Raw genomic sequence first — 23,210 nt, 5'->3', positions numbered from 1 at the left:
AAAGAGAAAAGAGGAGGAAAGCAGCAGTGCCTACAGAGAAAAAACAGGGAGAAGTAAATTGGCGCTCCCTTTTAATATGCGTAGCAATTGGCCTCGTATTGTGGTTTATTCCAGCGCCTTCCGCACTAGAGACGGAAGCGTGGCATCTATTCAGCATTTTCGTGGCGACAATAGTCGCTTTGGTCATCAAGCCAGTACCAATGGGCAGTACAGCTATCATTGCTTTGACACTTATTGTTTTAACAAAAACTTTAACGTTAGAGCAATCATTGAGCGGTTTTCAAAATACTACGATATGGTTGATTGTTATCGCGTTCTTTATTTCCCGCGGGTTTATCAAGACGGGCCTCGGAACCAGAATTGCCTATATTTTTGTTCGGCTATTTGGGAAAAAAACATTGGGGTTGTCCTATTCGATGCTTTTCAGCGATCTTATACTGGCGCCTGCAATGCCTTCCAATACAGCTCGCGCTGGCGGAATTATTTTTCCGATTATCCGCTCGCTTTCTGAAACGTACGAGTCAAGAGTCGGGGACGGAACTGAGCGAAGAGTCGGTGCCTTTCTGACAAAAGTATCTTTCCAAGGTGATATGATTACGTCTGCTATGTTCGTGACTGCAATGGCCGCCAATCCATTAGCCGTTCAAATTACGCAAGACATTACAGGCGAGACGATCACATGGGGAGGATGGGCATTGGCCGCAATTGTGCCTGGTCTTATCAGTCTTTTTATCATCCCTTTAGTTATTTACAAGCTTTATCCGCCGGAGTTGAAAGAGACACCGGAAGCTGCAGACATCGCCGGCCGAAAATTAAAAGAGATGGGATCGCTGAAACGAGAAGAAAAGTCCATGATTGGCGTGTTCTTCTTATTGCTTTTTCTTTGGATTTTTGGCACCCAATTCGATATTAGTGCCACTACCAGCGCATTTGTAGGCCTATGCGTTCTTTTGCTGACGCAAGTTCTTACTTGGACGGACATCAAAAAAGAACAGGGGGCCTGGGATACACTGGTCTGGTTTGCTGTACTGGTCATGATGGCAACTTACCTGAATGAATTGGGGATGATTCCTTGGTTCAGCGGGTTGATGCAGGAATCTGCAAGCCAGTTATCGTGGATGACTGCTTTAATTGTATTGGCAATCGCTTATTTTTATTCCCATTACTTTTTTGCGAGCAACACCGCGCATGTCAGCGCGATGTATGCAGCGTTTCTATCCGTTATTGTGGCGGCCGGGGCTCCGCCTCTTCTATCCGCTTTGATTTTGGCGTTTTTCAGCAACTTATTTGGCTGTTTGACCCATTACGGGGCTGGTCCTGCGCCTGTCTTTTTCGGGAGTGGCTACGTAAGCCAGCAAAAATGGTGGATGCTTGGATTTATTATTTCCGTCATTCATATTGTTGTCTGGATAGGTGCTGGAGGACTTTGGTGGAAATTGCTGGGCCTTTGGTAAAGCTAGATGAAATATGAAAATTAAAAGAGCAACTTAGTAATTCGAAAAAATCCCTCTCTTATTTATTAAGAGAGGGATTTTTTCAGGTTTTAGAAAGTGTTCATTGCGCTCCAGCCGGACGCGTTCCGCTCTAATCAATTTGGTGAGCCATCGGCAAGCGCAGCTGTTTTGCAAAAATAGCAAGAACGATAACAGTTTCAATGCAGCAAAGAATAAAAGTTTTTCGACAAGCTACAAAGATTCTTCCCCTGTATATGGAGAGGGATCTTTGTATTAAAGCCTCCTTCAACGATACAAGTAAATTATCATACCGATCGGTATCTTATTGTATTGACTTGTAAAATTATACATGTTTTAATTGTTTTTAGATTCAGAAAATTAAATCAAAGAGGGGTGTTAGTATTGGCGAAAACCATTGCAGGAAGTAAAACACGTGCTGTTCAGGTCAAAGGAAAAAAGCGCGGCGAATCGGAAAATGGCAATGTTGTTAAAGAAGCGGGGCCAAATTTTGATGCAATCGAAGCGTCGGCTGGTTTTAGAGACCTGATGAAGAAGAAAAAGGCGTTCTTGATACCAGCCATTACATTGTTTTTAGGCTTGTATCTGCTTTTTAATTTCGTCATTTCGTATACAGATTGGTTGGACAATCCGTTCATTGGAGATATTTCATGGGTATGGGTATTTGCTTTTGGGCTATTCGCCATGACGTGGATACTTGTAACCGTTTACATGAAACGGGCGGAAAAATTTGATGAAATGGCTACAAAAACGTTAAAAGAATTCAACTATGACAAGGAGGAAAACCGATGAATGCTACTGTAATCATTATCTTTTTAATCATCGTGGCGATGACCCTTGTCATTACTTACTTTGCGGCAAAGCGTACGAACACTACCAGCGATTTTTATACGGCAGGCGGCGGTTTGACAGGCTGGCAAAACGGAATGGCGATTGCAGGGGATTATTTGTCGGCAGCTTCATTCTTGGGGATTGCCGGATCTATTGCATTGTTTGGTTTTGACGGATTCTTATTTTCCATCGGATATCTGGTAGCCTATTTGGTTGTTTTGTTCGTAGTGGCAGAGCCTCTTCGCAACCTTGGGAAATTCACCTTGGCGGATATGATCAATGCCCGTTTTGATGCAAAGAAAGTGCGCGGAGCGGCGGCTCTGAGTTCTATCACAATTGTTATTTTCTACATGATCGCCCAGCTTGTAGGGGCAGGCGCACTTATTCAATTATTATTCGGCATCGATTATTTATGGGCCGTTTTGCTTGTAGGAATCATGATGACCATCTATGTATTGTTCGGCGGCATGACAGCAACAAGCTGGGTTCAAATTATCAAAGCGGTCTTGTTGATGGTCGGTACGGTAATCTTGTCGTTCTTGGTGCTGCAGCGTTTCGATTTCAGTATCCTGGAGATGTTCGCCCAAGTGAAAACAGCCACTCCGCACGGGGAAGCTTTCTTGAATCCTGGAGTCAGGTATAAGATTCCATTGGATACCATCTCTCTTATGCTTGCGTTGGTACTGGGTACAGCAGGCTTGCCGCATATTCTGATGCGATTCTTTACGGTAAGGGATGCAAAAACTGCGAGAAGTTCAGTTATGTGGGCAACTTGGATTGTCGGGATTTTCTATGTTATGACGATTTTCCTTGGATTCGGTGCTGCTGCATTTGTTGGTTCAGAAACAATCATCAGCACAAATGCTGCAGGCAACATGGCGGCGCCGCTGCTGGCTCAGGCACTGGGCGGAGACATTTTGATGTCCTTCATTTCTGCGGTCGCTTTTGCCACCATCTTAGCGGTTGTGGCAGGCTTGGTCTTGTCGGGCGCTTCAGCATTTGCCCATGACATTTACGGCCAAATCATCAAAAAAGGGAAAGCCACAGAGCGCCAGCAAATGCTGGCTGCCAGATATGCATCTGTTGGAGTGGCGGCATTATCGATTTTACTGGCAATTTTTGCACAAAGCTTGAACGTCGCATTTTTAGTATCATTGGCATTTTGTATTGCGGCGAGTGCAAACTTGCCGGTTATCGTTTATACGATTTTCTGGAAAAAATTCAATACAACGGGAGCAATGGCGGCTATCTTTACTGGTTTAATTTCCGCCCTGGTTCTTGTATCGATCAGCCCAAGCGTTATGAATCCAGAAGCAGGAGCTGCCATTATTACAGGTACGCCAATTTTCCCGCTGACAAACCCGGCGATTGTCTCAATCCCACTTGGCTTTATCGGTGGAGTAGTCGGTACGCTGCTTTCAAAAGAAAGCGACGTCAGAAAATATTCCGAAGTCAAAGTCCGGGCCAATACCGGCGGTTTCAGACAGCTTTAAATAATTTTATCAATCAGAAGAACCGCTTTCTCTATAGAGAAGGCGGTTTTTTGTTGAGACTGGAACCAATGACGGAACACCTAGGCAGAAAACAAGCCATCTCCCTTCTAGGAAAGGGGAGATGGCTTGTTTTGTTTTTGCAAAAATTTATGGATGGCCCTGTTGAATTTAAGGAAATGCCGTGGGGGCACTCTATGAGAAGCCCCTTTTATATACTGTATTTCCGTTTGAGAAGCCGCTTTTTGAAAATCTTTTCCATAGTGGTGCATGGCCACTTCAAACGAGCCATATACCAATAAGATCGGCATCTCTAAACGATGAAGGGAAAGACTGGCATTATAGTCAAGTCCTGCCCGGCAATATTCATAGACCTTTTGGGCATCGGCGTTTTTGCCGTAATTGAAAAACTCTTGTTCATCTTCTTTAAAATACTTATGAGTTCTGGCTTGCAGCTTGGCGAGAAAAGGGACTTTACCCAACTTTGCCATCAACATAGCGAAATGAAGTAAACCGTATAGGTTGGGGCTGTTTACCCGGGAATATCCACCGCTTAATATTAAAGCGGCTGTCCGTTCAGGGTACAACAAAGCAAATTCCTGTGCAATGGTACCTCCATTTGAAAAACCGCAAATCACCGCTTTTTCGACGCCGATTTCATCGAGCAATTTTTTTAAATCAGTAGCTAAGAGGAAGATGGACAGAGGTGCCTCTCCATTCGAGCTTTGGCCGTGGCCGCGGAGATCATAAAAGATAATTTGATAATGCTTGGAAAGCTTCTGCTGATGCTTAAAAACTCGATGGCCAATGACAGGCGGATGGATGAAGACAATCGGCAGTCCGGTGCCATGCGTCTCAAAATAAAGGGAAACTGATTCTTCTATAGTTGCATAAGGCATAAATATCCTCCACTTCTCATGGGAATGTAACGATGGGTACAACCCTAATGTGATTGTTCCTCTATACCCTTATCAGCAAAAGCTAGGCTAATAAATAGAAGGAAAATAAAAAAACATAAAAATTTGCTAAGGTTATAGAAAATTGCTCATAACTTTCGTATAATTAAAAATATTTCGACAACCGAAAGGGGGAAGAAAGATGAAACTAAAAAAATTTGGCCAGTTTCACTTAATGCTGGTGTTTACATTAATGTTATCCGCTTGTTCAGGGGGAAACGAAGCTGCGCCCGCTGAAAGCGGCGGTACGGTTTCTGAAGCAGAGAAGCAAGGAGGGACGCTTGTTTATGGGCGGGGAGCTGATGCCGTAAGCTTAGATCCGATTAATGTGACGGACGGAGAGTCCATACGAGTGACGCATAATATTTTTGAAACGCTGCTTGAGTATGATGAAAACTTAGAACTGCAACCAAAGTTGGCGACGGAATACAGTTCAAGTGAAGATGAATTAACATGGACGTTCCAGCTGCGTAAAGGAGTTAAATTCCATGATGGAACCGATTTTAATGCTGAAGCCGTCGTGTTTAACTTTGAACGATGGATGGATCCGGAAAATCCATACCACAAAGGTGATTTTCCTTACTATCCATTTCTATATGGAGGATTTAAAGGGGATGAAAACCATTTAATCGAACATGTAAAAGCGACCGGTGAATATGAACTTGAAATAAAGTTGAAGCGGAAAACTGCTCCATTTTTGAGCTACTTGGCTATTTCGATGTTTGGAATCGCCAGCCCAGCAGCGATTGAGCAATTTGAGGGCGATGTAAATGAGCATCCAGTCGGTACAGGACCATTTACATTTGAAGAATGGAACCGAAACAATACCATTACATTAGCCAAAAACCCCGATTATTGGATGGAAGGCAAACCCTATTTGGATACAGTCATTTTCCAAGTAATACCAGAAAACTCCGCTCGGCTTAATGCATTGCAAACAGGGGAAATCGATATATTGGATGGCATGAATGCAACCGATACGGATATGGTTGAAGAAACGCAAGGACTGGAATTATTGAAACGCCCAAGTTTCAATATCGGCTATATGGCCCTCAATACCGAAAAAGAGCCGTTTGATGACCCAAAAGTGCGCCAAGCAATTAATATGGCTATCAACAAGGAAGAAATCATCAACGCTTTCTATAATGGCCTTGCAGAAACCGCTACAAGTCCGTTGCCTCCATCGCTATGGGGATATGATGACACATTAAAACCATATGACTACAATGTAGAAGAAGCGAAAAAACTATTGGCAGAAGCGGGTTATGAAAACGGTTTTGAAACGGAATTGTATACGATGAGCAACCCGCGCCCTTATTTGCCGGAACCGGTGAAAATTGCAGAAGCTATCCAATCGGATTTGGCTGAAGTCGGCATCACAGCAGAAATCATTTCTTCGGAATGGGCAACTTATTTGGATGATACAAAACAAGGGAAGCACAGTATGGCGATGTATGGCTGGACAGGCGTCATGGCCGATCCGGACAATTTCCTATATCCGAACCTCAGTAAAACCAATACGGAAAAGCCGGCCCAAAATATTGCTTTTTATAAGAGTGATGAATTCACATCATTGATTACGGAAGCGCGTGAAACAATTGATCAGGACAAGCGAATCGAATTATACAAACAAGCGCAGCAGCTTTTCCAACAAGACGCGCCTTGGGTCATGCTGGCATACACCACGCCGCCGCTGGCGCAGATGAATTATGTAGAGGGTTACGAGCCGCACCCAATGAGCAACGATTTACTGACTGAAGTCTATTTGACCAATCAATAAACAGCCTCAATGATTTCATGGCAAAACAAGCCACCTTCCTTTTGGACAAAGAGAGGCGGCTTGTTTTTTATGTAGTTAATTGGCTGCGGTGCTCCATAAGGGCCCAAATATGCGGGGGTTTTTGTTCTTGGAGTTTATCACAGATTTTCTTTGCGGAAGCCGCATAACTTTCTTGGAAAGTATTTACTTCGATATCATACGGTTCGTTTTGCTGATGAACAAATTGCAGTTGCCGTTTTGATAAGCCTGGTTCCCGGTCTCCTCTTGCTCGTTCTCTTTGCTCGAGCTCCTGAATCGGGCAATGAACGCCGACGAAAAAAACAGGATAGTCTTGAAGCACCTTAAAACAGTCGTCCATGGTGAAGCGGTCGTGCAGCAACTGGTCTACAACAAGGTTTGTACCGCGGTCCGAAAACATCGCAACGGTCCGATGAAAAAAATATTCCGTTGGCACCGGGATTAACCGGCCCTTTTCACGGTCTTCCATCTGTTCGATGACAAGATCAAAATCATCGATGCTTAGATGGAAATAATCGGGCAGCAAACGGACGATTTCCTTTGACAAAGTAGTCTTTCCGGAACTGGATACTCCATTTAATAAAATGATGGTTCCTTTTTCCATACTTCTTCCTCCAACACGATAATAATACAGATCTTAATTATACTATTACATAAAAGTAAACAATGAGAATACGGAAAAAAGTAAAAGAAGGTTGGCGGTAATGTACTTCCACATGTTTAACTTCCGGTCTTCATCAAAAATAAACACTTCAATAATTAAGGCTGTTACCATTATATACAAAAATTCATATCTGGCAGACAAAGAAGCACAAGAAAAGCCAAGGACAAAAGTAATGCACATAATAATCGGCAATCGTTTGTTATCCATAATCATTTCCATAAATCAGTCTCCTTTTAGGTAATTTAGCGCGGATGCTAATACTTATGCCTTAATAGAATGAATATACTGAATATATTGTAAAATAAAATCTGGGTAATTTCTAGCAGAATTTTTAAAAAATTGGAAGTGGGTCGAAAAGTATGCCATAGGGCAAATTAGTATGATAAAATTCCATTTGTGTGTATAAAGAGAAATTTTATTAAGTAGGGGTTTCTTCATTCCAGCTGACCGTTAAGGCGGGATAAAAAGCTGGTATTTTCATTGGAAAACGCGAGAAAGAGCAGGTGCGAAAATGATTTTCGGAATAGATGCGGGCGGTACGCTGATTAAAGTGGCTTACGCCGAAAACGATACGCTTCACTTCACTAAGTTTCCGATTGCTGAAATCGAGAAGGTAGCTTCTTGGGTGAACAACCATAGCGGAAGCCGTGTTTGCGTAACGGGAGGGAAAGCGGGAGTTCTTCTTTCTTTGTTAGATAAAGAGGTTAAGGAGATAGTAGAGTTTGAAGCAACCCACCTTGGCGTGAAGTTGTTGCTAGAGCGTATGGAGCGCAGTGAAGATTCCTATTTAGTCACAAATGTTGGAACGGGGACATCCATTCATTGCATCGAAAACAATCGTCAAGAACGAATCGGCGGAACAGGGGTCGGCGGTGGGACTTTACTTGGACTAGCGCATTTGTTGACCGGTGTAACCGATTTCGAGGAAATTGTAAGGATGGCAAGCGCCGGTTCAAGAGATCGAATCGATTTAAAAGTAAAACATATTTATGAAGGAAAAGAACCGCCGATATCTGGAGAATTGACGGCCAGTAATTTCGGAAATAACCTTATGGGAGTTGCAGGACAACTGTCAAAAGAAGAATTGTTAGCGACAGTCATCGGATTGGTCGGCGAAACAGTCAGTACGGTTAGTGTCCACGCCGCTAAACAATGCGGAGTTTCGACCATCATTTACATCGGATCGTCGTTTTACCAAAACCCCCTGCTTAAAGAAGTGGTAACTAGCTATACCGTGCTGCGCGGTGCCGAACCGCTATTTCTTGAAAACGGAGAATTTTCAGGAGCAGTGGGAGCCTTATCCCTTGTAAAATAAAAAGATGGCGCATATCTTGCGCCATCTTTTTTGCGTTTATTCATTAATAATAATCAATTTCTCGCGGATATCGGTGCGTGGCCGTTTCTCCGGCACATGCTTCGGGTAGCCGATCATTAATGTTGCGACAATTTTTTCGCCAGGCGCTACGCCGATTGCTTCACGGAACTTTGGATCGTAAATCCAATCATTCGACCGCCAAATCATGCCAATTCCGCGCTCCCAAGCGGCAAGCTGGAAATTTTGGATAAGAGAAGAAATAGCGCCATAGTCTTCATCCCATCTTCTTTGGCGAGGATCTTCTGGCATAATTACCACCAAATGCAACGGAATGTCCCGAAAATACTGCGCCTTATTCTTCACCTTCTGTGAAACTTCCCCTTCGACGGTCGGCATAGCGTCCACATAAGCCTGGACGAATTTGTCTTTCCCGGCACCCGCATATAACTGGAAACGCCATGGTTCATTTACTTTATGGTTTGGTGCCCATTTTGCGATATTCAACAATTCAATAATTTCTTCCACCTCAACAGGGTCTTGTTTAAAAGCCTTAATGGTGCGTCTGTTGACGATATTTTGATCCACTGCATTTAACATCTTAGTCTCTCCTTTAAAAAAATCCGTTTCTTTAATAAAACCAGTCTTAACAGGGAATAGCAATAAAAGCGTGCCTAAAATGACAAAATATCTTGTCTCTATGCCGTTTGATTGTTGGTAAAATAGAGACAACAATAAGGAGTGAATGTGGATGAAAACAGCGGTTGTTATCGGTGGAGGCATTACAGGCCTCTCCGCCATGCATTATTTGCAGAAGTTAAAAAAAGAGCAGAGCCTTGATTTGGACTTGGTGCTCATCGAACAGCAAGCGGAGCTGGGTGGGAAAATTCGAACCGTAAAAGATGGGGAGTTTATCATGGAGACCGGTGCCGACTCTATTGTAGCCCGAAACGAAAGCGTAATGCCGCTCATTCAAGATTTGGATTTGGAGGACCGGATTGTCTATAACGGCACCGGTATTTCGTATTTATACGCCAACAATGAACTTCATGCCATCCCTGCAGATACGGTATTTGGCATTCCAATGAACGAAGAAGCATTATTTAGCTCAACTCTGATTTCAGAGGAAGGGAAGAAAGCAGCACTGCGCGACTTTGAAACCCTAAATGAAAACTACACACGCAATAGCTCGATAGGCGATTTCCTAGAAGAGTTTCTTGGGGAAGAACTGGTCAAAAATCAAATTGCTCCAGTTCTGTCCGGCGTTTACTCAGGAAACCTATACGAGCTGACGCTTGCTTCGACATTGCCATATCTCGTCGATTACAAAAACAAATATGGCAGCATTATCAAAGGGTTAGGGGAAAACAAGCAGCGTTTCCAAGGCGCAGCCAATAAAAAATTCATATCGTTTGATGAAGGTATGAGTGTACTGATTGACCGGCTGGAGGCGAGCTTGGATAGTGCTGTAATTCGAAAAGGCATCGGTACAAAACGGATATCAAAACAGGGAGGCCGTTATAGTATTGAACTCGAGACTGGAGAAGAACTTGTTGCTGATTATATTGTGTTGGCTACGCCGCATGCTGCTGCACAGAAAGTGCTGGGACTCCACGAATTGAATCCGGAATTCGATCAATTGTTGGATTCTTCATTAATTAGCATCTATTTAGGATTTGAAATTCCGGATGCTGAACTCCCTGCAGATGGCACTGGCTTTATTGTTACGCAAGAAAGCGATTTACAGTGCAACGCATGTACATGGACGAGCAGAAAATGGGCGCATACATCTCAAAAACATAATTTACTTGTCCGCTTATTTTATAAGAGCTCGCATCCCTCGTATGCAAAGCTGAAAGATTTGTCAGAATCAAAATTGGTTGAAGTTGCCTTAAGCGATATCGAAAAAAGCTTAAAAATAAAAGCCGCACCTTCAGTTATCCAAGTGACAAATTGGAAAAGCTTAATGCCAAACTATCATATGCACCATAAGTCTGCCATTAGCGCATTAGAAGAAAAGATGGCTGCCCTGGTGCCGAATATCAAGCTTGCCGGAGCTTCCTATTATGGTGTCGGCATCGGTGCCTGCATCCAGAACGGAAAAAACTTGGCTGAGAAAATTGGAAAAGAGCTAGTGAAAGAAAGATGAAAAGAGGGTGCCAAAGTCTGGCATCCTCTTTTTTGTATATAAAAAGCAGCCGCCCTTTGAAAAGGCGGCTGCTAATTGAGAATATCACGACAGAAATAAGAATCAGATAGTTTCAGCCAGCCCAGGAACTGGCAAGCCAAGACCTTCTGCAACACGAGTTCCGAACTCAGGATCTGCTTTGTATAGGTGGCCGATTTGGCGAAGTTTTATTTCCTCAACAGTTACTGCACTTAAGCCGCCGACGAACGTAGCAACAAGGCGTTCTTGTTCTTCTGGGCTTTGCAGGCGGTAAAGGTCGCCAGGCTGCGTGTAATAATCTTCTTTAAAGTATGGAACTGAATCTGTAACGCCTGAGATTTCAAGCGGAGCTGGTTTTGCAGCTGCAGTTTCAGTTGGGCCGCTAAAGCTGTTTGGCTCGTAATAAACAGAGCCACCGCCGTTTTTGCCAAAGTTCATTTGGCCGTCGCGCTGGTAATTGTTCACTTGGTTTTTGGCTGCATTGATCGGCAGCATTTGGTGGTTAGCGCCTACACGGTAACGGTGAGCATCATGATACGCAAATAAACGGCCTTGCAGCATTTTGTCCGGTGACACATCGATGCCAGGAACCAATGTTCCAGGTGAGAACGTCGCTTGTTCAACTTCAGCAAAGTAGTTTTCCGGGTTGCGGTCGAGCACCATGCGGCCAACTTCGATCAACGGATAGTCTTTGTGAGACCAAGTTTTTGTTACATCGAATGGGTCGAAGCGATATGTGTTCGCATCTTCCAATGGCATAATTTGAACATACATTTTCCAAGCAGGGAAGTCGCCCTCTTCGATGGCGTTGAACAAATCTTCCGTATGGAAATCAGGGTTTTCGCCGGCAATTTTATCAGCCACATCTTGCGTGATGTTTTTGATGCCTTGCTCAGTCAACATATGATATTTAACCCAAACAGACTTGCCTTCTGCGTTTGTCCATTTGAATGTATGGCTTCCGAATCCATGCATATGGCGAAGAGTAGCAGGAATTCCGCGGTCGCCCATTAAATATGTAACTTGGTGCAAAGATTCAGGTGACAATGACCAGAAGTCCCATACAGCGTTAGGGTTTTTCAAGTGAGTTTTTGGATCGCGTTTTTGTGTATGGATAAAGTCAGGGAATTTGATTGCATCTTGGATGAAGAAAATCGGTGTGTTATTGCCGACTAAATCATAGTTTCCTTCTTCAGTATAGAACTTCAATGCAAACCCTCGAGGATCGCGAACTGTGTCTGCAGATCCGTTTTCACCAGCTACTGTTGAGAAGCGCGCGAACATATCTGTCTTTTTGCCAACCTCTGACAAGAAAGCGGCTTTTGTGTACTTGGTCACATCGTTTGTAACTTCAAAATAACCGTGTGCACCTGCGCCTTTTGCGTGCACTACGCGCTCAGGAACCCGTTCTCTGTTAAAGTGAGCCAATTTCTCAAGAAGATGAACATCTTGCAATAGGACAGGGCCGCGTTGTCCAGCTGTCTGTGAGTTTTGGTTGTCTCCGACTGGGGCACCCCAGCTAGTAGTTAGAGCTCTTTTATCTGTACTCATTAATCGAACACCTCATTCTCATTTTAGTTATAATACTACAATAACAATGATAACATTTTTCATTTAAAAATCAATACTTATTAATAATCATTATAAATAAAGGAGGGTAAGCGATTGTTTTACTTGGTTAAGAAGGTCAACTAAACGATTAGAATATTTATAAATTTTTACTAATATTTAGTTTATTAAGGTAAAAAAAGGGTAATTACTTAATGAAATACATGAAAAACCCACTGCATTTTGCCGAATGCAATGGGCATGATTTTTGTGTATTCTAGTTAGTCCATGGCGTACAAGCGTTTAAAGCTGTCAAAATGCTTGCCCCAGTAACTATCGTTCAAACTCGTGATTTGAACGCGGTCACCGCCTGCGTGGATGAACTTATTGTTGCCCATGTAGATGCCGACATGTGAAATGCCTTGGCGGTAGGTATTTTTAAAGAAGACCAAATCCCCGACTTGAGGTTTGCTCACATCATACGAGCGTGCATCAAGTCCAGTCGTATTTGTGCGTGGCACACTTATGCCCGCTTTGTTGTATACATAATAAATGTATCCACTGCAATCAAACCCCCGAGTTGTTGAACCACCCCAAACATAAGGAATGCCTTGTAGAGATGTAGCAGTAGAAATAATCGTATTGACGGTGCTTGAATTTGTCGGAGCAGTTACAGGAGCGGAGACCGGAGTCGTGCTTGGCTGTGTCGCTACCAGTGAATTCTCAATTTTGAGTGTCTGTCCAACGCGGATCAAGCTGGAAGTCAAGTTATTCCAGTTCATAATTTGTGTGACCGAGACACCATGTCGGTGAGCGATGCCAGATAACGTATCGCCGCTAACTACTTTGTATGTTCCAGTTGCTGAAGTCGACGGGGCAGAAACTGATGAAGCAGGAGCGGTTGCCGCCGGGCTTGTATTACTGGAAGAAGAGTTCTCGATTTGGAGCACTTGCCCCACACGGATAAGGCTGGAAGATAAATTATTCCAATTCATAAGTTGTGTTACGGAAACCCCAGCCTTTTTAGCGATGCCAGACAATGTATCGCCGCTTGCTACTTTATAAGTAGAACTTTTTGACGTTGAGGTAGTAGTTGCGGGTTTAGTAGCCGCAACAGATGAAGCTGTGCCAGTCACTTTCAGTTTTTGTCCAACATAGATCGTGGAACCGGAAATGCCATTTGCTTTTTGAAGCGTGCTGACACTTGTCTTGTATTGCAGAGCAATCTTTGATAAGGTGTCTCCCGATTTTACTATGTATGTACTTGAAGAAGCTGTACTTTTAGTTGCGCTTGATTTACTTGCTGCTGTTGAAGAGGTGGCCGATTCGGGTGCTGATACCGTTAATTTTTGATTGGGGTAGACGATATCGGATGTTAAGTTATTCCATTGCTTAAGGCTAGAAACAGAAACATTGTTATCGTTAGCAATCTTCCAAAGGCTATCCCCCGACTTGATCGTATAAGAACTTGCCTCAGTATCCGAAACTCCGAAAAATAAGGCTAAAGAACCTGTCGCGAGGACTGAAAAAGCGATTTTTTTCATTTTTTCTCTCCTTTTTAAAAATAAGTGATAAAAATAAATACATTGAACTTAAAGCACGAGCATGTCTTATTCTAACTAACTAGGACAGAATAGGCAATATGATTTACATTAATGTCATATGATTGATATCTTTAGCTTAAAATAAATCTAAATATAGGAAATAATAGGAAAGATTTGAGTATCATACTTATGCTCAAGTCTTTTTATGTTTTAGAGAGCATTTTCTTAGTATGGAGCGGCTTCCCGTAAGTTTTTCGGATTTGCTGAAATGAATGAAAAATATTAACGGTTAATTTTAAGTCGAGACTATTTAATCATTTTTAAATTAATTAAATATTTTATTTAGTCTGACATTATAATGTGGATTAAGAGGCTGAATCATCATTCATAATGAGGGGGGAAATAAATGTATACGACAATTGGAAGCATTTTTGATCAGACAGTGAGCAAGTATCCAGAGAAAGAGGCATTGGTGGATTTAAGGAAAAATCAGCGTTTGACCTATCGGGAATGGAAGGATAAAGTGCATCGCACAGCAAATGCATTGATTGAGGCTGGTGTTGAAAAAGGCGACCGGGTATCGACATATTTATTCAATACTGAGGAACTGGCAACCTCCTTATTTGCATGTGCAAAAATCGGTGCTGTTTTTAATCCAATTAATTTCCGGCTGAAATCGGAAGAAGTTGCATATATTCTAGATGATGCTAACCCAAAAGTTGTGATTTTTGAAACACAGTTAAAAGAGGCTATTGCATCCATTTGCGATCAATTCCCGGCTATCCAGTTTTGGGTGATCGATGGCCAAAAGTTAGATTATGCTAAGAGCTACCATGAATTAATAGAGGATTCCAGTACACACTTAGCAACAATTGAAGTAAATGAAATGGATACATACGCCATCATGTATACGAGCGGAACGACCGGGCGGCCGAAAGGCGTCATTCACCGACATCGGGATATGGCTGAACAAAGCCTTATTTGCACGGCAGCCATCAAGTATTCCAAAGACGATGTCGGGCTTGTTCTTGCCCCGATGTTCCATTGCGCTGAACTGCATTGCTGTATCATTCCAAGGGTTCACGCAGGAGCATCGAGCATTATCATGCACCAATTCAATCCTGTGGACGCACTGGAAGCGATTGAAAAAGAAAAAGTTACAGTCATGTTTGCGGTACCGACAATGTGGAGCATGATGGCAAGGCAAGAAGGAGCAGGAGAAAAAGCGAAAAGTTTGCAGCGAGGCTTATACGGAGCTGCTCCGATGGCTCCAATCCTTGTGAAGGAAGTGAAAGATGTTTTAGGCATTGATTTGATTCAGGCTTACGGCCAAACGGAAATGGGGCCTGCCATTACATTCCTTGCCGAAGATGAGCAGTTGGCAAAAGCCGGATCTGCCGGAAAAGCTGCTTACAACCATGAAATCCGGATTGTGCGTCCAAATGATGAGGGCCCTTCCGAACCGGAGGACATTTTAGGGCCGGGAGAAGTCGGTGAGATTATTGTCAAAGGGCCATGCATGATGAAGGGGTATTTTAACCGGGAGAAAGCTACGGAAAAAGCATTGTACAAGGGCTGGTATCATTCCAGCGATCTGGGTTATATGGATGAAGAGGGCTATTTATATGTAGCGGACCGAGTGGACGATATGATCATAAGCGGCGGTGAAAACATATATCCAAGGGAAGTCGAGGACGTCTTGCACGAACATCCGGCGGTTGATGATGTGGCAGTCCTGGGAACTCCGGATGAGAAGTGGGGAGAAAGCGTCTTGGCGTTTATTGTCTCGAAAGATTCAAGTCTTACAGCAGAAGAGCTGGAAGAGTTCTGCAAGAACAATAATAGTCTGGCAGGTTATAAACGTCCAAGGAGCTACCGTTTTGTTGACGAACTGCCTCGCAACGCAAGCGGAAAAATCCAAAAGTTCCTGCTTCGGGAGCTGGGTGTGGAAAGCGGCAGCAATCAACCTTAATATATTTCAATAGCCGAGTCGGGAAGGAGATTAAGCGGAGATGAACATGAAGCCGTTCGAAGAAACAATTGTAGGTGTATTGGGCATCGAATTTATAGAGGTGCAACCGGACCGGGTGGCGGCGACAATGCCTGTCCATGCAGCCACCCATCAGCCGCAAGGCCAGCTTCATGGTGGAGCGTCCGTCGTGTTGGCGGAGTCCGTGGCAAGCGTAGGAACGTGGAATCTTATAGACCAAGAAAACGAATTAGCGGTTGGCCTTGAAATAAACGCAAACCATATCCGGGGAAAAAGCGAGGGGCTGGTGACAGCCATCGGCACTCCATTGCACAAAGGGAGGACAACGATGGTATGGGATATTAAAATTGTTGACGAAGAAGAAAACTTGATTTGTGTTTCGAGGTGCACAGTGGCGATTGTTAAAAAGAAAAAATAACTTATAAGCCAGTGACATCCCTCTTCTGCCTAGTAGAAGAGGGATGCTTTGTTTTAGATTTTCTTCTGCAAACTTATTGCCCTTTCATTGTTTATTATTTTAGCAAAAAAGTATAAAAATCGAGCGAAGAATAGTTTATAGTAATTTACAGGGGTGATGTGATGTTCGACTTTCAAATACTCGGAACGCAAATTGTGGAAGAACTTTCTTCCTTAATCGACAAGAATGTATTAGTGACAGATAAAAATGGGTTTGTGATAGCGAGTACGGATCCGGTGCGATTGAACACCTTCCATGAAGGGGCTTCGCTCTCGATGAAAAACCAAGTCGAAATAAACATGACAAAAGAGATGTGTGAAAAATTAAGGGGCGTCAGGCCAGGCATCGTAATGCCGATTATTATTGCCAATACGCCAATAGGCGTCATAGGGATTACCGGCAAGCCGGCTGAAGTGGAAAAATATGCAAAATTGGTCAGAAAAGTTGCAGAGCTTTTTATCACCGATTTTATGTCGCGCCAAGAAAAAGAGCGGGATATCCGAGAAATTGAGTTTTTCTTTTTTGACTTAATCACGACTGAGTCAACTAACGAGGCTATTGAAGACCGCGCAAAGGTTTTGAATATTGACAGTTCGCTATATGAACAAGTAGCGGTAATTCAAACGGACCGGCAACTTGAAATTGCGGATGTTGAAAATCTATTGCGCACCCAAACGGTTCATCCCGATTTAAAAATCGTCCGGTGGGGATTGGAAAAGCTTGTTTTGATTTTGCCGAACATACCAAAAGAGCGACTATGCGAAGGACTACTGAGCATTTCAGCAAAATTGCAAAAGAAGACAAAAAGAAAGCTTCCAATCGGTGTTGGAAAAGCTACTGGTTTTTACAATATAAAAGAATCTTTCAAGCAAGCTGAAATGGCAGCTGCTATTTCGGCAAGGCAGAATCGCATGGTCTTTGAAGAAGACCTAAAATTGGAATTGCTGTATTACTCGATTCCGCAAAAAGTGCAGGAAGAGTATTTAAAGCGCACAATCGCGCCGCTCCTTGAAGAAAAGGAGCTGCTTCATAACCTGGAAGTGTGGATCCAAAAAAAGACATCGCTTCAAGAAGTAGCAGATGAATTGCATATCCATAAAAACACCTTGAATTACAGGTTAAGCAAAATTGAAACGATTCTTGGGTTAAAGCTTACAAATAGTGAAGATATAGCTGTTATTTATACAGCCTTGCGCTTATATAGAAAGAAATGACACTCTGATAATAGGGTGTCTTTTGTGTTTTTATACAAAAAACAAGAATGAATTATGAAAAACTTTGTATTCTGCACACATAGTTTCAGAACAGTTTGAATATTAATATAAATGAAAGCGTTAACACGAAAGCGAGGTAGAAGCCGTGGATGCAAATTTAGCAAAACCGTTCACCTCAATAGTAGGTGAATCCAATATAAAACACTCTCAAGCTCAATTGCTGGCCTATTCATATGATGCAACCGCAAATTTTCAAGCAAAACCGGATTTGATTCTTTCTCCTAAAAATACAGAAGAGATAAGGGAAATCGTTAAAATTTGCGCAAGCAAAAAAATCCCGATTGTTTCCAGGGGGTCTGGAACTAATTTGGCTGCTGGTACTGTGCCGACGCAAGGCGGCATTGTTCTTTTGTTTAACAATATGAATAGAATTCTGGAATTGGATGAAGAGAATTTGACGATCACCGTCCAGCCTGGTGTAATCACACAAGATTTGAGCAATTTTGTTGAAAAGCATAAATTGTTCTATCCGCCAGATCCCAGTTCCATGAAAATTTCCACAATCGGTGGAAATGTGAGTGAGAATTCCGGAGGGCTCAGGGGATTAAAATACGGCGTAACAAAAGATTATGTGAAAGCGCTTACTATTGTGCTGCCGGACGGTGAAGTATTGAAGTTGGGCGGCAAGTTGGCCAAAGATGTTGCAGGCTACGATCTGATGTCCTTGCTCGTCGGAGCGGAAGGCACACTCGGCATCATCACGGAAATCACTTTGAAATTGATTCCGTTGCCCATTTCGAAAAAAACAGGCATCGCCTATTTCAATTCGCTGGAAGATGCAGCAAGGACTGTATCTTCGATCATTGCCCATAAAATCATTCCGGTGACCTTAGAGTTCATGGATAAAGGAACCATCGGCGCTGTTGAAGATTTTATGAATATCGGATTGCCAAGGGATGCGGAAGCCATGCTGCTGATGGAACAAGACGGCAACGCAGAACAAGTTGATCGGGATATCCAGACGATGATTGCCATCGCAAAAAAAGAAGGGGCTACTTCCACAACCATGGCATCTTCCAACGAAGAAGCAGAAATATTAAAAACGGGCAGGCGGGCAGCGCTTTCTGCGCTTGCCCGAAAGCGGCCTACCACAATATTAGAGGATGCAACGGTTCCACGATCTGAAATTGCAAGAATGGTCAGGGCCATCCAGGAAATTGCAGAAAAATACAATGTGCAAATTAGCACCTTTGGGCATGCCGGAGATGGCAATTTACATCCCACTTGTTTAACGGATGTGCGCGATAAGGAAGAAATGGAGCGTGTGGAACAAGCGTTGGCTGAAATTTTCCATGTTGCGCTTGAACTTGGCGGAACTATTACAGGAGAACATGGTGTAGGGGAAATGAAAGCCCCTTACCTGGAATGGAAGCTCGGTGCAAGCGGTATCGACCTTATGAAAGCAATCAAAAATTCGATTGATCCTTTTAATATTATGAATCCCGGAAAACTGTTTGCGAAAGAAACCAAAATGAGGCTGGTGATTCACAATGGTTAGTGAATTGCAGCAGCATATGCAGGAGTCTTTCAAAGAACATGTCAATGAAGAATATTTAATGGATTGCATGAGATGCGGTTTTTGTTTGCCGGCTTGTCCGACCTACTTAGCGACAAACCAAGACGAAACCCACTCCCCGCGTGGCCGCATCGCTCTTATGAAAGCGATGCGCGACGGGGACGTCGTATGGGATGGTTCTGTTGAAGATGCGTTTGATATGTGCCTTGGCTGCCGGGCATGCGAGCCGGCTTGTCCGGCAGGGGTCCAATACGGGGTGCTGATCGAAGAAACCCGCGTTGCTATCCAACAAGCAAAGCCGAAAGACTTGATGGAAAAAATCGTTCGGAAGGCCAGTTTTGATGGCGTCTTTGCAGATCAGAAGAAAATGGCGGCAACGGTGAAGTTAGTCCAGTTTTATCAAAAGTCGGGTTTGCAAACTGCAACACGCAAAATCGGTTTTCTAAGCCTTTTCCCGCCATTCATGAAAGAAATGGAAGGTGTATTGCCTAAAGTCGAGACGAAGAAAAAGAAACCTCCTTCATTAAAACCGAGAACGATGAGAGTTGCTTTCTTCGCCGGCTGCCTGATGGATACGCTGTTTCAGGAAACCAACCGCAAAACCATTGAACTGCTTGAATGGCTAGGGGTGGAAGTGGTTGTTCCTAAAGAGCAGCAATGCTGTGGCGCTTTGCATGGCCATAGTGGAGAAATGGACAAGGGCTTAAGAAACGCCAAAGCAAATATAGATGCCTTTGACTCCGACGATTTTGATTACATCGTTAATAATGCCGGCGGCTGTGGCGCTTTTTTAAGCGAATACGAAAAGCATTTGGTAAACGATCCGCATTATGCCGGAAAAGCGGCTAGGTTCTCTGAAAAAATGCTCGACATTTCATCCGTATTCGTAAAGCTCGGAATGAACGCTCGGCTAAAGGCATTGAAGTCTGAAGAGAACGCAATTGTCACTTATCAAGATTCCTGTCACTTGCGGAACGTCAACAAAGTATTTTTAGAGCCTCGTTCGCTCCTGCAAGACGCGCCGGGCTTTGAATATAAAGAATTAATCGATGCAGGGAGTTGCTGCGGGTCCGCGGGAATCTATAATTTGCTTCAACCGGAAATGGCGAAAAAAATCCTGGAGCTGAAGATGAAAGGAGTGCGGGAGCTGCAGCCGTCAAAAGTTGTAACCTCCAATCCAGGATGCCTCATGCAAATGCAAGTAGGAATTCAGCGAGAAGGCTTACAGAAGGAAATGCAGGCTGTCCATATTGTCGACTTTTTATATGATGCAATTCAAAAAAACCAAAATTAGGGGTGGATCGAATGTTGAAGAAAAAATTCAATTTAGCAGCGATAGGCTTATCGGCAGCATTAATTTTAGGGGCGTGTGGTTCGCAAGCGGAAAGTGGCGTAGATGCTGAAGGAAAAGAATATGATTTGAAAATGTCGGTAACTGTATCAGATTCATCGACTTGGTATGAAGCAGCTGAGAAGCTGAAAAAAGATCTCGCTGAAGAATCCGATGGCCGCATCAACCTTGAACTTTTCGCCAACGAGCAATTGTCGGGCGGAGATTCTGCAAAAGCAGTTGAAAGTTTGGCAAAAGGTTCAATCGATTTGACGTTCAACTCGACCATCATCTATTCAGTTTTGGATGATCGCTTTGGTGTAGCAAGTGCTCCTTTCTTATTCGATAACGTTGAAGAAGTGGATCCGGTATTTAACGGCGAAGGCGGAGAGAAGCTGAAAGCCATCTTAGATGAAAAAGGCGTCCACGCATTAGGATTCGGCCAGAACGGTTTCCGTCAGCTGACGAATAACAAATTGGAAGTGAAAACGCCTGAAGATTTAGCTGGTTTGAAAATCCGTATCCCTGGCATCACAATGTACACAGATCTTTACCGTGAGCTAGGAACAGATCCACAAACTATGACATTCTCAGAAGTATTTACAGCGTTGCAGCAAGGCACAATCGACGGACAAGAAAATCCGGTTGACGTTATCTCTTCTTCTAAACTTCAAGAAGTCCAAAAATACATGACAATGTGGAACTATTCTTATGACCCACTAGTACTGGGCATGAACAAGAAATTGTACGAATCAATGAGTGACGAAGACAAAGAATTGTTTGACCGTCTAGGAAAAGAAGCGGCAGAGTACCAAGTGAAAATTGCACGCGAAAAAGAAGAAAAACAAATTGCCGATTTAGAGGCGGCGGGCATGCAGCTTTATACACCAACTGAAGATGAACTTGCTCAATTCAAGGAAGCTTCGCAACCGATCTATGACAAGTACACAGATATTTGGGGTGCGGATTTGCTAAAAGCGTTCCAAGGTGAATAAGGAGGTAGTTCCTAATGAAAGTTTTAACGTATATCGAAGAAGTCATTTTATTTGTTGCCTTCTTGGTCATGACCGTCATCACATTCGCTAATATTGTTTCCCGAAATATAGCGAGTCTGTCTCTCTCTTTTACCGAAGAAATTACCATTAACTTGTTTGTTCTGCTGACATTTGTCGGCACGGCTGCAGGTGTGCGTCGATACGCACACCTGGGCTTTACTTTAATATTCGACCATATGAACAACGGGTTGAAAAAAGTTCTAATCCTATTTTCGGCATTGATGGGACTGACCCTGTTTGGTGTACTGCTATGGTACGGAATCCAGATGGTAATGTTCCAAATGGATATGGGGCAAAAAACACCTGCTTTAGGCTGGCCGCAATGGATATTATCTATGGCTTTGCCACTCGGGGCCTTGTTGTGTGTCATCCGCACTATTCAGGTTTGTGTAGAGGAAATCAAACTGGTCAATCAAACTGCCCGTGAAGAAAAGCAGAAGATACTGAAACGTTCTGCATTGGAAGGAGATGGGCTGGCATGACAGCTGTATCCTTATTTGGAACATTCTTTGCGCTGGTATTTTTGCGGGTGCCGATTGCCATTGCATTAGGTGTCGCATCGCTTGTGGTTCTTGTGGTTTCAAGTGGTGTTTTCGGGCTGGAAATGGTGACGGACATCATGTATACGAGTGTCGCGAAATTTACATTGCTAGCGATTCCTTTTTTCATTCTGGCAGGCGTCATTATGGAACAAGTAGGGATTTCCAAGCGCCTTATTGATTTTGCCCAAGCGCTAGTTGGGCACCGGAAAAGCGGAATTGTACTTGTAACGGTAATTGTAGCAATTTTCTTTGCGGCGATTTCAGGATCAGGCCCGGCAACGGTGGCTGCAATCGGGGGAATCCTTATTCCGTCGATGGTCAAGAACGGCTACAAAAAAGAAACGGCAGGCGCTTTGGTGGCAAGTTCTGGAGCGATTGGCATCGTTATTCCTCCGAGCATCGCGTTCATCGTTTTTGCAGTTGTAGCAGGCGATCAAATACCGGTTACGATCAACCGGCTATTTGCGGCAGGTGTAATTCCAGGGATTCTTATGGGTATCGCCTTTATCATCGCGGCAATGATTGTCCGCGCCAGACAAGAAAAAAAGGGAGAATTTATCCTGCCGGAAGGCTTGGAAATCCGTAAAGCGACTAAGAAAGAGCAGTGGTCCGCCTTTGTTGGAGCCCTTCCTGGGTTGATGATTCCGGTAATCATTCTAGGCGGAATTTACGGAGGATTCTTTACTCCGACAGAAGCTGCTGTGGTAGCGGTTGTTTACGGTCTGCTCGTCGGAATTGTAGTGAACCGCAAAGATACGTTTGAGAAGATCTACAAAATTTTTGTAGAAGCAGCAATCCAGACGGCGGTAGTAATGATCATCGTCAGTGCCGCCTCCGTATTTGCTTACATTATCACGACTGAACAAATTGCACGGGATCTTTCAGATAGCATAATGGGGTTAACGAGCAACCCGATTTTGATTTTGCTGTTGATCAATGTATTGCTGTTGATTGCCGGTGCATTTATCGATGCAATTTCAGCTTATTACATTTTCGTGCCAATCTTGTTGCCGCTTATTATCTTCCTTGAAGTGGATCCGACGGTCTTTGGAGTCATCATGACGGTAAACTTGGCGATTGGGCTGTTTACGCCACCTGTTGGTTTGAATTTGTACGTGGCGGCAGGAATCTCGAAAACAAATATTGTGGAAATTTCAAGAGGAGTTATTCCTTTTGCAATTGCTGCAATCATCGTACTGATGCTGGTTACTTACATCCCGGCATTATCAACTTTTCTACCTGATCTATTAAATGTGAAATAGGG

At 43.4% G+C, this 23,210-nt stretch carries 20 protein-coding genes; 14 read left to right on the top strand and 6 right to left on the bottom strand.

All coding sequences use genetic code 11. The annotated features are described in order from the left end of the window. Positions 1-26: 26 nt before the first annotated feature. The 3 genes from FQV28_RS13525 (at position 27) to FQV28_RS13515 (ending at position 3,796) form a co-directional block, all read left to right on the top strand. Positions 27-1,454: an anion permease gene (locus FQV28_RS13525; protein ID WP_146497024.1), complete on the top strand. Its 1,428-nt coding sequence runs from the start codon at positions 27-29 to the stop codon at positions 1,452-1,454. A gap of 402 nt (positions 1,455-1,856) precedes the next feature. Beyond that, positions 1,857-2,264, top strand: coding sequence for a DUF485 domain-containing protein (locus FQV28_RS13520; protein ID WP_255472947.1), 408 nt, complete (start codon positions 1,857-1,859; stop codon positions 2,262-2,264). Next, positions 2,261-3,796 carry a solute symporter family protein gene (locus FQV28_RS13515; protein WP_146497023.1) on the top strand — a complete coding sequence of 512 codons (1,536 nt, stop codon included), beginning with the start codon at positions 2,261-2,263 and terminating at the stop codon, positions 3,794-3,796. Before FQV28_RS13520 ends, FQV28_RS13515 begins: the two co-directional genes overlap by 4 nt. Positions 3,797-3,903: 107 nt before the next feature. Here FQV28_RS13515 and FQV28_RS13510 read toward each other — a convergent pair whose 3' ends face one another. Beyond that, on the bottom strand, positions 3,904-4,692 hold the full coding sequence (locus tag FQV28_RS13510; protein ID WP_146497022.1) for an alpha/beta fold hydrolase: 789 nt from the start codon (positions 4,690-4,692) through the stop codon (positions 3,904-3,906). Between the two features lie 199 nt (positions 4,693-4,891). Here FQV28_RS13510 and FQV28_RS13505 point away from each other — a divergent pair, with 199 nt between their 5' ends. Next, positions 4,892-6,529, top strand: coding sequence for an ABC transporter substrate-binding protein (locus FQV28_RS13505; protein ID WP_146497021.1), 1,638 nt, complete (start codon positions 4,892-4,894; stop codon positions 6,527-6,529). Positions 6,530-6,596: 67 nt separating this feature from the next. Here FQV28_RS13505 and FQV28_RS13500 read toward each other — a convergent pair whose 3' ends face one another. Further along, the gene (locus FQV28_RS13500) at positions 6,597-7,151 is read right to left on the bottom strand and encodes a chloramphenicol phosphotransferase CPT family protein (protein ID WP_146497020.1); all 555 of its coding nucleotides are present in this window, start codon (positions 7,149-7,151) and stop codon (positions 6,597-6,599) included. Between the two features lie 45 nt (positions 7,152-7,196). Next, on the bottom strand, positions 7,197-7,430 hold the full coding sequence (locus FQV28_RS13495) for a hypothetical protein (RefSeq protein WP_146497019.1): 234 nt from the start codon (positions 7,428-7,430) through the stop codon (positions 7,197-7,199). Between the two features lie 292 nt (positions 7,431-7,722). Between FQV28_RS13495 and coaW the strand changes: the two genes are divergently transcribed. Continuing rightward, positions 7,723-8,526, top strand: coding sequence for a type II pantothenate kinase (gene coaW / locus FQV28_RS13490; protein ID WP_146497018.1), 804 nt, complete (start codon positions 7,723-7,725; stop codon positions 8,524-8,526). Positions 8,527-8,562: 36 nt separating this feature from the next. On the opposite strand, the gene FQV28_RS13485 is transcribed toward coaW, so the two are convergent. Beyond that, positions 8,563-9,123: a nitroreductase family protein gene (locus tag FQV28_RS13485; RefSeq protein WP_146497017.1), complete on the bottom strand. Its 561-nt coding sequence runs from the start codon at positions 9,121-9,123 to the stop codon at positions 8,563-8,565. Positions 9,124-9,274: 151 nt separating this feature from the next. Between FQV28_RS13485 and FQV28_RS13480 the strand changes: the two genes are divergently transcribed. Beyond that, complete coding sequence (locus FQV28_RS13480) at positions 9,275-10,672, top strand: protoporphyrinogen oxidase (protein WP_146497016.1); 1,398 nt, start codon at positions 9,275-9,277, stop codon at positions 10,670-10,672. Positions 10,673-10,774: 102 nt separating this feature from the next. Here the strand turns inward: FQV28_RS13480 and katA are convergent, their stop codons facing one another. Together katA and FQV28_RS13470 are read right to left on the bottom strand one after the other, a co-directional pair. Beyond that, positions 10,775-12,241, bottom strand: coding sequence for a catalase KatA (katA, locus tag FQV28_RS13475; protein WP_146497015.1), 1,467 nt, complete (start codon positions 12,239-12,241; stop codon positions 10,775-10,777). Between the two features lie 278 nt (positions 12,242-12,519). Then, the gene (locus tag FQV28_RS13470; RefSeq protein WP_146497014.1) at positions 12,520-13,782 is read right to left on the bottom strand and encodes a C40 family peptidase; all 1,263 of its coding nucleotides are present in this window, start codon (positions 13,780-13,782) and stop codon (positions 12,520-12,522) included. Between the two features lie 406 nt (positions 13,783-14,188). Here FQV28_RS13470 and FQV28_RS13465 point away from each other — a divergent pair, with 406 nt between their 5' ends. From FQV28_RS13465 to FQV28_RS13430, 8 genes are all read left to right on the top strand, one after another. Further along, positions 14,189-15,754: a fatty acid--CoA ligase gene (locus tag FQV28_RS13465; RefSeq protein WP_146497013.1), complete on the top strand. Its 1,566-nt coding sequence runs from the start codon at positions 14,189-14,191 to the stop codon at positions 15,752-15,754. Positions 15,755-15,794: 40 nt separating this feature from the next. Continuing rightward, positions 15,795-16,190 carry a hotdog fold thioesterase gene (locus FQV28_RS13460; RefSeq protein WP_146497012.1) on the top strand — a complete coding sequence of 132 codons (396 nt, stop codon included), beginning with the start codon at positions 15,795-15,797 and terminating at the stop codon, positions 16,188-16,190. Between the two features lie 161 nt (positions 16,191-16,351). After that, on the top strand, positions 16,352-17,443 hold the full coding sequence (locus FQV28_RS13455) for a CdaR family transcriptional regulator (RefSeq protein WP_146497011.1): 1,092 nt from the start codon (positions 16,352-16,354) through the stop codon (positions 17,441-17,443). Between the two features lie 145 nt (positions 17,444-17,588). Further along, a complete protein-coding gene (locus FQV28_RS13450; RefSeq protein ID WP_146497010.1) occupies positions 17,589-19,001 on the top strand; it encodes an FAD-binding oxidoreductase in 1,413 nt (470 codons plus the stop codon). Continuing rightward, positions 18,994-20,313, top strand: a complete 1,320-nt coding sequence (locus FQV28_RS13445; protein WP_146497009.1) for a (Fe-S)-binding protein — start codon at positions 18,994-18,996, stop codon at positions 20,311-20,313. Before FQV28_RS13450 ends, FQV28_RS13445 begins: the two co-directional genes overlap by 8 nt. Positions 20,314-20,324: 11 nt before the next feature. Next, positions 20,325-21,344 (top strand): DctP family TRAP transporter solute-binding subunit, encoded by a 1,020-nt coding sequence (locus FQV28_RS13440; RefSeq protein WP_146497008.1) that lies wholly within the window; start codon positions 20,325-20,327, stop codon positions 21,342-21,344. 14 nt (positions 21,345-21,358) lie between these two features. Next, entirely contained in the window at positions 21,359-21,886 is a 528-nt protein-coding gene (locus FQV28_RS13435) for a TRAP transporter small permease (RefSeq protein WP_146497007.1), read from the top strand. Further along, the gene (locus FQV28_RS13430; protein ID WP_146497006.1) at positions 21,883-23,208 is read left to right on the top strand and encodes a TRAP transporter large permease; all 1,326 of its coding nucleotides are present in this window, start codon (positions 21,883-21,885) and stop codon (positions 23,206-23,208) included. The genes FQV28_RS13435 and FQV28_RS13430 overlap by 4 nt, the downstream gene beginning before the upstream one ends. Positions 23,209-23,210: the final 2 nt, after the last annotated feature.

Source organism: Planomicrobium sp. CPCC 101079, from assembly GCF_007859275.1.
GTDB lineage: Bacteria > Bacillota > Bacilli > Bacillales_A > Planococcaceae > Planococcus.
This window is presented reverse-complemented; position numbering and strand designations above follow the sequence as displayed.